This is a genomic window from Achromobacter sp. RW408 (assembly GCF_003184165.1).
Classification (GTDB): Bacteria; Pseudomonadota; Gammaproteobacteria; order Burkholderiales; family Burkholderiaceae_B; genus Achromobacter; species Achromobacter xylosoxidans.
Map to the genome: position 1 here is coordinate 468,236 of NZ_QHHO01000046.1, position 11,904 is coordinate 480,139.

General features: G+C 66.3%; 10 protein-coding genes. 9 read left to right on the forward strand and 1 reads right to left on the reverse strand.

The annotated features are described in order from the left end of the window. The 4 genes from DK459_RS12270 (at nt 1) to lpxC (ending at nt 4,594) form a co-directional block, all read left to right on the forward strand. Nucleotides 1-825 carry a cell division protein FtsQ/DivIB gene (locus DK459_RS12270; RefSeq protein ID WP_047992646.1) on the forward strand — a complete coding sequence of 275 codons (825 nt, stop codon included), beginning with the start codon at nt 1-3 and terminating at the stop codon, nt 823-825. 4 nt (nt 826-829) lie between these two features. Beyond that, the gene (gene ftsA / locus DK459_RS12275) at nt 830-2,056 is read left to right on the forward strand and encodes a cell division protein FtsA (protein WP_006217473.1); all 1,227 of its coding nucleotides are present in this window, start codon (nt 830-832) and stop codon (nt 2,054-2,056) included. Between the two features lie 190 nt (nt 2,057-2,246). Continuing rightward, a complete protein-coding gene (gene ftsZ, locus DK459_RS12280) occupies nt 2,247-3,431 on the forward strand; it encodes a cell division protein FtsZ (protein ID WP_006388786.1) in 1,185 nt (394 codons plus the stop codon). 239 nt (nt 3,432-3,670) lie between these two features. Continuing rightward, the gene (gene lpxC / locus DK459_RS12285) at nt 3,671-4,594 is read left to right on the forward strand and encodes a UDP-3-O-acyl-N-acetylglucosamine deacetylase (RefSeq protein ID WP_006388787.1); all 924 of its coding nucleotides are present in this window, start codon (nt 3,671-3,673) and stop codon (nt 4,592-4,594) included. A 199-nt stretch (nt 4,595-4,793) separates the two neighbouring features. On the opposite strand, the gene DK459_RS12290 is transcribed toward lpxC, so the two are convergent. Further along, nucleotides 4,794-5,201: a flagellar hook-length control protein FliK gene (locus tag DK459_RS12290; RefSeq protein WP_006388788.1), complete on the reverse strand. Its 408-nt coding sequence runs from the start codon at nt 5,199-5,201 to the stop codon at nt 4,794-4,796. Nucleotides 5,202-5,328: 127 nt separating this feature from the next. Between DK459_RS12290 and DK459_RS12295 the strand changes: the two genes are divergently transcribed. The 5 genes from DK459_RS12295 (at nt 5,329) to DK459_RS12315 (ending at nt 11,869) form a co-directional block, all read left to right on the forward strand. After that, a complete protein-coding gene (locus DK459_RS12295; protein WP_006388789.1) occupies nt 5,329-6,312 on the forward strand; it encodes a M23 family metallopeptidase in 984 nt (327 codons plus the stop codon). 175 nt (nt 6,313-6,487) lie between these two features. After that, entirely contained in the window at nt 6,488-9,223 is a 2,736-nt protein-coding gene (gene secA, locus DK459_RS12300) for a preprotein translocase subunit SecA (RefSeq protein WP_006388790.1), read from the forward strand. Nucleotides 9,224-9,235: 12 nt separating this feature from the next. Further along, nucleotides 9,236-9,955, forward strand: a complete 720-nt coding sequence (locus DK459_RS12305) for a VOC family protein (RefSeq protein WP_006388791.1) — start codon at nt 9,236-9,238, stop codon at nt 9,953-9,955. A gap of 184 nt (nt 9,956-10,139) precedes the next feature. Then, on the forward strand, nt 10,140-10,883 hold the full coding sequence (locus DK459_RS12310) for a GntR family transcriptional regulator (protein WP_054499954.1): 744 nt from the start codon (nt 10,140-10,142) through the stop codon (nt 10,881-10,883). Next, nucleotides 10,880-11,869 (forward strand): tripartite tricarboxylate transporter substrate binding protein, encoded by a 990-nt coding sequence (locus tag DK459_RS12315; RefSeq protein ID WP_006388793.1) that lies wholly within the window; start codon nt 10,880-10,882, stop codon nt 11,867-11,869. The genes DK459_RS12310 and DK459_RS12315 overlap by 4 nt, the downstream gene beginning before the upstream one ends. The last annotated feature ends 35 nt before the right edge of the window (nt 11,870-11,904 follow it).

An 11,904-nucleotide genomic window follows, 5' to 3' on the forward strand; every position in this document is an offset into this window, starting at 1 on the left:
GTGTGGAACGACGCTCGCACTACCAACCTGATCGCCAACACGCTTGCCGTGCTGGCGGTCTGCGCCATGCTCCTGGCGGGCGTGGTGTGGGTGGCGCAGCGTCCGTACTTCACGCTGTCGGCCATCGAGCTGGAGTCCACGCCGGACACCGAGCTGCACTATGTCTCGCCGGGCGCGGTGCGCGCGGCGATCGCGGGGCGCTTCAAGGGCAACTTCTTCACGGTGGACCTGGACGACGCGCGCGAGATCTTCGAGTCGGTGCCATGGGTGCGCCACGCCACGGTGCGGCGGATCTGGCCCAATGTGCTGCGCGTGCGCATCGAGGAGCAGCAGCCGCTGGCGCTGTGGAACGAGAACCAGATGATCAACACCTGGGGCGAGGCGTTCACGGCCAACACGGGCGAAGTGGACGACGAGACGGTGCTGCCGCAGTTCTCCGGGCCCGAGGGCACCGAGTCGCTGGTGGTGCAACGCTACGCCGAGCTGGCGCGCTGGTTCGCGCCGCTCGATATGCACGTCAAGCAGCTGGAGCTGAGTCCGCGCTACGCCTGGCGCGTGGTGCTGTCCAACGGCATGCTGCTGGACCTGGGCCGCGATCCGGGCGCCGATGCGCCGGACCCGCACGGCCTGCCCGGCGCGCTGCCTTTCGCGGCGCGCATTCAACGTTTTGTGCAGGCCTGGCCCGCCGTGTCGGGGCGCCTGGAAGGGCGCACCATCACGCAGGCCGACCTGCGCTATCCCAATGGTTTCGCCCTGGCGCTGGCCCCGTTGCCCGCGTCGGCAAACAAACCCAAATCCACACCGAAACCTCCCAAGAAACGCTAACGCCATGACCCGTGACATCAAGGACCTCATCGTCGCCCTCGATATCGGCACCAGCAAGGTGGTGGCTGTGGTGGCTGAAATCCTGCCCGAAGGGCGATTCGAAGTGCTCGGCCTGGGCCAGCACGAGTCGCGCGGCATGCGCAAGGGCGTGGTCGTCAATATCGAGACCACTGTGAATTCGATTCAGCGCGCGCTTGAAGAAGCCGAGCTGATGGCAGATTGCAAGATCCGAGACGTCTACACCGGCATCGCCGGCAGCCATATCCGCAGCTTCAATTCCAGCGGCATGGTCGCCGTCAAGGACAAGGAAGTCACCGCCACCGACGTCGCCCGCGTCATCGAGACCGCCAAGGCGGTGAACATCCCGACCGACCAGCAGGTGCTGCACGTGCTGACGCAGGAGTTCATCGTCGACGGCCAGGAAGACATCCGCGAGCCGATCGGCATGAGCGGCCTGCGCCTGGAAGTGCGCGTGCACATCGTGACCGGCGCCGTCAGCGCCGCGCAGAACATCGTCAAGTGCGTGCGCCGCTGCGGCCTGGAAGTGCAGGACCTGATCCTGCAGCCGCTGGCCTCCAGCCTGGCCGTGCTGACCGCCGACGAAAAGGAACTGGGCGTCGTCCTGGTGGATATCGGCGGCGGCACCACCGACGTGGCGATCTTCACCGGCGGCGCGATCCGCCACACCGCCGTGCTGCCGATCGCCGGCGACCAGATCACCAACGACATCGCGGCCATGCTGCGCACGCCGACGCCCGATGCCGAGGAAATCAAGCTGCGCTACGGCGTGGCCAAGCAGGTGCTGGCGAGCCCGGACGAGTCCGTGGAAGTGCCGGGCCTGGGCGACCGCGGCCCGCGCCAGGTCAAGCGCCAGGCGCTGGGCGCCGTGATCGAGCCGCGCGTTGAAGAACTGTTCACGCTGGTGCAGCAGGTGGTGCGCGACTCCGGCTACGAGGACCTGCTGGCTTCCGGCGTGGTGCTGACCGGCGGCTCGGCGCAATTGCCCGGCATGATCGAACTGGCCGAGGACGTGTTCCTCAAGCCGGTGCGCGTGGCGGTGCCCGAATACGAAGGCAGCCTGGCCGACGTGATGCGCAATCCGCGCTTCTCGACGGTGATGGGCTTGCTGCAGGAAGCGCGCATGCAGCGCGTGCGTGGCCGCAAGGTGGCCGCGCAGACCGGCAATTTCAAGAGCCTGCTGGCGCGCATGAAGGAATGGTTCATGAATTGAAGAGGGGGGCAGGTTGGGGCCTGCTCCTTGGCACGATCCGCGGCGGTAGGGCGGGCCGGGCCAGAAAGGGGAGGCGTCTCAAACCCGTTGCGGACCAAAGCAGTCGGCTTCGGCTTTGAGGCGATTCACAAAATATAGGTTGTTGGGGAATTTTTGTGATTTGCAAAATCGGACTTGTGAGGGAGTCATCATGATGAACTTTGAGATGCTTGAGAACAACACCAAAGGGACCGTAATCAAGGTCGTTGGTGTGGGCGGTGCGGGCGGCAATGCCGTCGCGCACATGATTCGCAGCGGCGTGCACGGCGTGGACTTCATCTGCGCCAACACCGATGCGCAGGCACTGGCGGCGACCAACGCCCCGGTGCAGATCCGCCTGGGCCGCACCGGCCTGGGCGCGGGCGCCAAGCCCGAGCAAGGCCGCGCGTCGGCCGAAACCGCGCGTGAAGAGATCCGTGCCGCCCTGAACGGCGCGCACATGGTCTTCATCACCGCGGGCATGGGCGGCGGCACCGGCACGGGCGCAGGCCCGGTCGTGGCCGAAGTCGCCAAGGAGCTGGGCATTCTGACGGTGGGCGTGGTCACCAAGCCCTTCACGTTCGAAGGCAACAAGCGCCTGAAGATGGCCGAGGACGGCATCGCCGAACTGGCCAAGCACGTGCATTCGCTCATCGTGGTGCTCAACGAGAACCTGTATGAACTGATGGACGAGGACGCGACGCAGGAAGACTGCTTCCGTTCGGCCGACGACATCCTGCACAACGCCTGCGCGGGTATCGCCGAAATCATCAACGTCGAAGGCAACGTCAACGTCGACTTCGAAGACGTCAAGACGATCATGGGCGAGCAGGGCCAGGCCATGATGGGCACGGCATCGGCTTCGGGCGCTGACCGCGCCCGCGTCGCCGCCGAGCACGCCATCGCCTGCCCGCTGCTGGAAGGCGTGGACCTGAACGGCGCGCGCGGCGTGCTGGTCAACATCACCGCCAGCCGCTCGCTGAAGATGCGCGAAACGCGCGAAATCATGGAAACGATCCGCAGCTACGCTTCGGACGACGCCACCGTGATCTTCGGCACCGCCTACGACGAATCGATGGGTGAAAACCTGCGCGTGACCGTGGTTGCGACCGGCCTGGGCCGTGCGCAGGCGCGTCCGCAACTGGTGCAGAACACCGCCGAGGCGCTGCGCACCGGCACCGACAACCTGCCCATGGGCACGATGCCGGCCGCCGGTCAGGGCGACTACCGCAATCTGGACATGCCGTCTGTCATGCGCAACCCGCGCAGCCAGGCGTCGGCCCAGGTGCGCGCGCTGGAAAGCTCGGGCATGGATCATTTCGACATCCCGGCATTCCTGCGCAAGCAGGCGGATTGAACCTGGAGCCTGGTTTCAGGCTCCTATGCACTCCCTCATCTCCGGCCTGCCTGTCCCCGCGGGCAGGCCGGAGGCGGAGCGGTCCGTTTTTCGTTTGTATGATGTGAATCGGGGACGGTTTTATCGGTCGGTCCTGACGCTTTGATGGCGTTGAGAACCGGACAGAGTTACAATACGTCAGTTACGCCGGCAATCTCTTGTCATCTTGCCGGCTTCCTGGCTCAAAATACCTTAGTCTCATGTTCCGACAGCGCAGCATTCAGAATCTCGTCCGCACGACAGGCGTCGGCGTCCACTCCGGACGGCGGGTCGAGCTCACTCTGCGTCCGGCGGCGCCCAATACGGGCATCGTGTTCCACCGCGTCGATCTGCCCGAAGTCGTCGACCTGCCCGCGCAGGCCACTGGCGTGGGCGATACGCGCATGGCCTCGGTGCTGCAGCAGGGCAACGTGCGCGTGTCCACGGTGGAACATCTCATGTCGGCGCTGGCCGGCCTGGGCATCGACAACCTGCATATCGACCTCACTGCCGAAGAAGTCCCCATCATGGACGGCAGTGCGGCAACCTTCGTGTACCTGTTGCGCTCGGCGGGTATCGTCGAGCAGAACGCGCCGAAGCAGTTCATCCGTGTGTTGAAAACGGTGGAAGTGCGCGAGGGCGAAGGCCGCAACGAGAAGTGGGCCCGGCTCGAACCCCATGAAGGGTACGCGCTGGCGTTCTCGATCGACTTCCGCCACCCCGCCATCGACTCAACCGCCAATTTCGCCGAAATCGACTTCGCCACCCATTCGTACGTGCGCGAGATCGCGCGCGCCCGCACCTTCGGCTTCGTCAACGAAGTCGAGGCGCTGCGCTCGATGGGCCTGGCCCGCGGCGGCAGCCTGGACAACGCCATCGTGATGGACGAGTACCGGGTGCTGAACAGCGATGGGCTGCGCTACGACGATGAATTCGTCAAGCACAAGATCCTGGACGCCATCGGCGACCTGTATCTGCTGGGCAAGCCCCTGGTGGCGCGCTACGTGGCCTGCAAGTCGGGCCACGGCCTGAACAACCAGCTGGCGCGCGCGCTGCTGGCGCAGCGCGACGCCTGGGAACTGGTGAGCTACGAATCGCAGGCCGAGGCGCCCCAGGCGTTCCGGCACGAATGGCAGCTGGCCTGAGGCCGGCTTGCCGCTGATGGTCGGTGCGCCGGGGGCCGTCCCCGGCTGACTACCGGCCATTTTCATTTGGATGGCGCCGATGGTTGCCATCCGACCGTCGCGCCCACACCCTGCGGGCGCAGGCCGCGGGCTCATCCTGTCGCGCCATCCGGCCATTGCGGCCATCCGAAAGACTGGCATCCGGACAAGCCCGGCTATCTCAGCTACTCTTGTGGTGCTTCAATAGCCTGGCGACCGCGTCGGCCAGCGGGCCGGGACGCAGGTTGTCATGCAGGGTTTCAAAGGCGCCCAGCGCCGCGTCTCCCAGCGGTTGCGCCTCTTTGGGAGGCAGCGGCTTGCGGGCGCCGGGCTTGGGCAGGCCGGCTTGTACCTTCACGGCAATTTCGTTAAGGTTCCAGCCTTGGTCGGCCAAGGCCTGCGCGATGCGCGGGGCCAATTGACGCATCTTCGCCGCGTGCGCGGCACTGGGCACCACCAGTTGAAGGCGCTGGTTTTCCAGCTTGCCTACCTGGCAGACGGAGCCCAACGGGGCGGGCAGGATCGCCGCCACCGCATATTGGATTTGCAAGTGCTTGCGGGCGGTCGCCAGTACCCCGGCGCCCCGCATGTCATGACCCAGCCATCCCAGGGCGGTATTTTCCCCTCGCCGGCTGGAACTGGAACGTTGACGGTATGAAGTGGGTCTATTCATCCCGGCTCTGAGAATTAGGAAGCAAACCTTGAAAATCGTGATTATGCACGCCCGCGACGGGCAGGACGGGCATTTCACCCTGGGAGGCGCGCGCTTGGCGTTGTTTCTGGGGGGCGCCCTGGTGACGGCCGCCATCTTCGGCGCCGCGCTACAGCGCTACATTACTCCCATCCTGCCCGCCGTACATACGGTGGGATGGCCTTTGTCCGAACAGCCGGGGCGCGACGCCGATTTCCTGCGCGGCAACATGAACCTGCTGGCCGCCAAGGTGGGCGCGCTGCAGGCCAAGCTGGCCAGCATCGACGGGCTGGGCCAGCGGGTGGCCCAGGTCGCCGGGGTGGCCTACACCGATCCTGAAGTGGCCAAGCAACTGGCCTCCGCGCCAGCCGAGGCGCCCCATGCGCCCGAAGCCACCCAGGTCATGGATGATCTTTTCACCGAGGGCACGCCGCCTTCCGCGGCCTCGGCCGAGGAGCTGGGACGCCAGCTGGACGAGATCCAGGAACGGCTGGCCCTGCAGACCGACAACCTCAAGCTGCTGGATGCGGCGCTGACCCGGCGCTCGGCCGACCAGGCCCGCATGCCGACGGCGATGCCGATCACCGACTATCCCTACCTGAGTTCTTCCTACGGTTGGCGCCGCAATCCGGTGACCGGACGTTCCGCCATGCATGAAGGGCTGGATTTCGCCGCGCCGCCGGGCACGCCCATCCTGGCCGCCTCGGGAGGGGTGGTGCTGGAAGCCAAATTCCATCCCGGCTACGGCAATATGGTCGAAATCGACCATGGCGATGGTCTGATTACGCGTTACGCCCACGCCTCGTCGCTGATGGTCAAGCAGGGCCAGTTGGTCGAGCGCGGCCAGCAAGTGGCGCGCGTCGGATCCTCGGGCCGTTCCACCGGGCCGCACCTGCATTTCGAGGTCCGGCTGGCGGGGCAGCCGCTGGATCCGCGCCTGTTCCTGGGGCCGCAGCAGAACGCGCCGCCGACGGTGGCCCAGGCCGGCGCCGGCACGGCCGCGCGCTGAATCCCGATCCGGGCTACAGTGCCTGCCTGGCCATAGTGCCAGGCTATTACGCGCCAGGTGCGTTAAACTGGTTCGTTTCCCAGCGGACCCCCGCTCAACCAATAACATCAAGTCACGGGCGACGCCGCCCTCTGCCCATCGCGGGCGCGGCGGGGCTCGTGCGGCCGACATACGCATGGTTTCTCTGCTCAAAAAACTCATAGGCAGCCGCAACGACCGGCTGCTTAAGCAGTATCGCAAGCTGGTAACCCAGATCAATGGGCTGGAGCCCAAGATCTCCGCGCTCTCCGATGCGGAGCTGGCGGCCAAGACCGAGGAGTTCCGCTCCCGTCATGCCCAGGGCACGTCGCTCGACGACCTGCTGCCCGAAGCCTTCGCCGTCGTGCGCGAGGCGGGCAAGCGGGTGTTCGGCATGCGCCACTTCGATGCGCAGCTGCTGGGCGGCATTGCCCTGCACAGCGGCAAGATCGCCGAAATGCGCACCGGTGAAGGCAAGACGCTGATGGCGACGCTGCCGGTCTACCTGAACGCGATCGCGGGCAAGGGCGTGCACGTGGTGACGGTGAACGACTACCTGGCCCGCCGCGACGCCGAGTGGATGGGGCGCCTGTACCAGTTCCTGGGCCTGACCACGGGCGTGGTGGTGCCGCAGCAGCCGAACGAGGAAAAGAAGGCCGCCTACGCCGCCGACATCACTTACGGCACCAATAACGAATTCGGTTTCGACTACCTGCGCGACAACATGGAATACCGTGTTGAGGACCGGCGCCAGCGCGCGCTGTTCTATGCGATCGTCGACGAAGTGGACTCGATCCTGATCGACGAGGCGCGCACGCCGCTGATCATCTCCGGCCAGGCCGAAGACCACACCGAGCTCTACATCCGCATGAACGCGGTGCCGCCGCTGCTGACCCGCATGGCCAGCGAGCCCAAGCCGCAGGAGCCGGAACCCGAGGGCGACTACTGGGTCGACGAAAAGAGCCAGCAGGTCTACCTGTCGGAAGCCGGCCACGTCAACGCCGAAGGCATCCTGGCGCGCCTGGGCATCCTGCCCGAAGGCGAATCGCTGTACGACCCGCGCCACATCGCGCTGATGCACCACCTGATGGTGGCGCTGCGCGCCAACACGCTGTTCTTCCGCGACCAGCAGTACGTGGTACAGGACGGCGAAGTCATCATCGTCGACGAATTCACGGGCCGCCTGATGGTGGGCCGCCGCTGGTCCGACGGCCTGCACCAGGCGGTCGAGGCCAAGGAAGGGGTGAAGATCCAGCACGAGAACCAGACGCTGGCCTCGATCACCTTCCAGAACTACTTCCGCATGTACGAGAAGCTGTCCGGCATGACCGGCACGGCCGACACGGAAGCGTACGAATTCCAGGAAATCTACGGGCTCGAGACGGTCATCATCCCGACCAACAAGCCCATGATCCGCAAGGACCAGAACGACCAGGTCTTCAAGACGGACACGGAAAAGTACAACGCCATTCTCGAAGACATCCGCGATTGCCACGAGCGCGGCCAGCCGGTGCTGGTGGGCACCACCAGCATCGAGAACTCCGAGCTGCTGTCGGGCCTGCTGAAAAAGGCCAAGCTGCCCCACGAAGTGCTGAACGCCAAGCAGCACGCGCGTGAAGCCGAGATCGTCGCCGAAGCCGGCAAGCCGGGCCACATCACCATCGCCACCAACATGGCGGGCCGCGGCACCGACATCGTGCTGGGCGGCAGCGTCGACAAGCAGGTCGACCTGATCCGCGCCGACGAGTCGCTGTCCGAAACCGAAAAGACCGCCCGCATCGAAAAGGTGCGCGCCGACTGGAAGCCGCAGAACGAGCAGGTCAAGGCCGCCGGCGGCCTGCGCATCATCGGCACCGAACGCCACGAATCGCGCCGTATCGACAACCAGCTGCGCGGCCGCGCCGGCCGCCAGGGCGACCCGGGTTCGTCGCGCTTCTACCTGTCGCTGGAAGATTCGCTGATGCGCATCTTCGCGGGCGACCGCGTGCGCGCCATCATGGAACGCCTCAAGCTGCCCGAGGGCGAGCCGATCGAGGCCGGCATGGTGACGCGCTCCATCGAGACCGCGCAGCGCAAGGTCGAGGGTCGCAACTTCGACATCCGCAAGCAGCTGCTGGAATACGACGACGTCGCCAACGACCAGCGCAAGGTGCTGTACTCGCAGCGCAACGAAGTGCTGGAAGCGGCCAGCGTCGGCGCAATGGTCGAGAACCTGCGCGATGCCGCCGTGGTCGACCTGTTCAATACCTACGTGCCGCCGGAATCGGTGGAAGAGCAGTGGGACATCCCGGCGCTGCAGAAGGCGCTGGAGGCCGACTGGCAGATCCATCTGCCGTTGACCGAGATGCTCGAGAAGGAAGCTTCCCTGACCGACGAAGACCTGCGCGAACGCGTGGTCGCCGCGGCCCGCGACGTCTACCAGGCCAAGGTCGACCAGGTCGGCACCGAATCGTGGTCGCAGTTCGAGCGTTCGATCATGCTGCAGGCGATCGACACGCACTGGCGCGAGCATCTGTCGGCGCTGGACTACCTGCGCCAGGGCATCCATCTGCGCGGCTATGCGCAGAAGAACCCCAAGCAGGAATACAAGCGCGAGGCCTTCGAACTGTTTTCGGGCATGCTGGACCGCATCCGCGACGACGTGGTGCGCGTGCTGATGACGGTGCGCGTGCAGTCGTCCGAGCAGGTCGAGCAGGCCGAGGCCGAAGCGGCCCAGTCGCACGTGCAGAACGTGCAGTACCACCACTCCGACTACGACGAGGCGCTGGCCCAGTCGGCCGACGACACGGGCGCCCAGCCGGTGCGCAACGCGCTGCCCAAGGTGGGCCGCAACGATCCGTGCCCGTGCGGCAGCGGCAAGAAGTACAAGCAGTGCCACGGCAAGCTGGTCTGAGCGGATAACGCCATGCTGCATGCCGTCGGCCAGACCGAGTTCGACCACGCCGTGGTCATGGTGCGCGACCGGCTGGATGCGCTGGCGCCGCACTTCGAGCGCCAGGGCTTTCACCTGAGCGAAAAGGCGGTGCACAACCTGGGTTCGTGCAACCGCCTGATCGTGCTCGAAGGCACCTACGTCGAACTGCTGGGCTGGCCGCCCGGCGCGCCGCCGGCGCGCAAGGAAATCGCCGATTCGCCCTTCGGGCTCGAAGCGCTGGTGTTCCGCACCTACGACGCCGAGGCCACCCGCGAGCGCCTGCTCGCGGCCGGTTTCGCCGTCAATCCGATGCAGGAACTGTCCCGTCCGGCGATGCTGGACGGCCAGGAAGTCGAGGCCCGTTTCCATACCGTGCGTTTCGCCGAGCAGCCGCTGCCCGGCATCCGCATGTATTTCTGCCGCCACCTGACGCCCGAGTGCGTCTGGTCGCCCGAACTGATGGCGCATCCCAACGGCGCCCGTAGTCTGCTTCGCATCGACGCCCGTGCCGCGCAGCCGCGCCAGGTGGCCGAGCGGCTGGCCCTGGTGGCAGGCGTGACGGCCGAGGCCGTCGCGGGCGGCTGGGACGTGCCGCTGGCCAACCTGCGCATCCACGTGCGGGAAGACGCCATGGCGGCGACGCCGGTGTTGTCCACGCTGACGCTGGAAAATCGCGACGGCGCCCATTACACGCTCGATACCGGCGTCTGATCCTGTCCCGCCCGCGATCGCCGGGCGGGCGCCTTCCCCTTCCTGAAATCTTCCCGCTCACCCTTCTTGGGGGACGGATCGTGGCCATGCGTGTTGCGGGCAAACCCGGGTTGTGAGGCGAAGTGTATGCACTTTAGTATGCACTTCATCCCCACCCCGGAGCGCCCTGGCGGCCCGCACGCTCATGACCTCATCCCGACCCGCAGCCCGCACCATGGCCGGCCAGGCCGAGCTGTACAACGCCGTCAAGGCGATGGCGGTGAGTTTCGAGTTCAAGCCGGGCGAACGCATCAACGAAGTCGAACTGGCCCGGCGGCTCAACGTGAGCCGCACGCCCCTGCGCGAGGTGCTCAACCAGTTGATGGTGGAGGGGTTCCTGACCCGCTCGGTTAACCGAGGGTTCATCGCCCGCCTGCTGGATGCCAAGCAGATTCACAGTCTCTATGAATACCGCGCGGTGCTCGAAGCCGGCATCGTGCGCGCTGCCTGCGAGCGCGCCACCGACGAGGAACTGGCAGCCTTGCGCGCCTTTGTCGAACGGTCCCGCGATGTGCCCGAAGACAGCGATGCGACCCGCCTGCTGGAACTGGACGAGGCGTTTCACCTGACCCTGGCGCGCTACTCGCGCAACGACGAATTCGTGCGGGCGCTGGAAAGCGTCAATGCCCGCATCCATTTCGTGCGCTGGATCGACATGCAGCAGGGGCGCCGCAGCCATACCCAGGCCGAACACATGCGCATCGTCCAGGCGCTGGAGCGGCGCGACGTCGACGCCTTGCCGGACATGATGCGCAGCCACATCGGCCGGCGGCTGGACCAGATCACCGATGTCATCCGCACCGGCTTTTCCACGATTTACATGCGGGACCAGGCCGCACCCGCTATCGCAGTGCCGGCCAACACCACAACAGCAGGGGAAAACACATGACCTACACAACCATGCGGCGCGCCTTGGCGGCCGTCTGCGCGCTCGCCGCGCTGGGGGGCGGCCTGGCCGCCGCGCCCGCCCGGGCGGAAGAAAAGCCGCTGATCCTGGTGGTGCCGTATCCGCCGGGCGGCAGCACCGACATCCTGGCGCGCATCCTGCAGCCACGGCTGTCCAAGGAGCTGGGCGGCCGCGCCGTGGTGGTGGAAAACCGCCCGGGCGCGGCCAGCCAGATCGCCACCGCCTTCGTGGCGCGGGCCGAGCCTGACGGCAGCACGCTGCTGGTCAGCTTCGACAACCACGGCATCAACCCGGCGGTGAAACCCAAGCTGCCGTACGACACCTTCAAGGACTTCGTCGCCATCACCCAGACCGTGCGCTTTCCGCTGGTGCTGGGCGCCAATCCGGGCGTGCCGGGCGACAACCTGAAGGAATTCCTGGCGGCCGCGGCCAAGCAGCCGCCCAACAAGTTCAACTATGCCTCCACCGGCGTGGGGTCGCTGAACCACCTGGCGCCCGAAGAACTCAAGCGCCTGTCCAAGGTGGAGCTGCTGCACGTGCCGTATGGTGGCGGCGGGCCGGCCATCCAGGCCGTGGTGGGCGGCCAGGCCAACATGACCTGGCTGAGCTTTGCCGCGCTGCGCGGCCAGATCCAGGCCGGCAAGATCAAGCCGCTGGCGGTGGCCGGCGAAAAGCGCCTGCCGGACCTGCCCAACGTGCCGACGGTGGCCGAGTCTGGCTTCCCAGGGTTCGTGGCCTATTCGTGGAGCGGCATGTTCGCGCCCAAGGGCACGCCCGAGGCGACCATCAAGAAGCTGACGCAGGCATTCAACACGGTGTTGGCCGATGCGGACGTCAAGAAGAAGCTGGAAGAGGCGGGCTTCGAGATCGTGGCGTCGAACGGCCCGGCGCTGGATGCCTACGTGAAGGCGGAGTACGACCGCTGGAGCAAGTTCATCAAGAGCAGCAACATCAACCTGGATAACTGAGCGGCCGGGGCGGGGCGCGATGGCGCGCCGCCCGG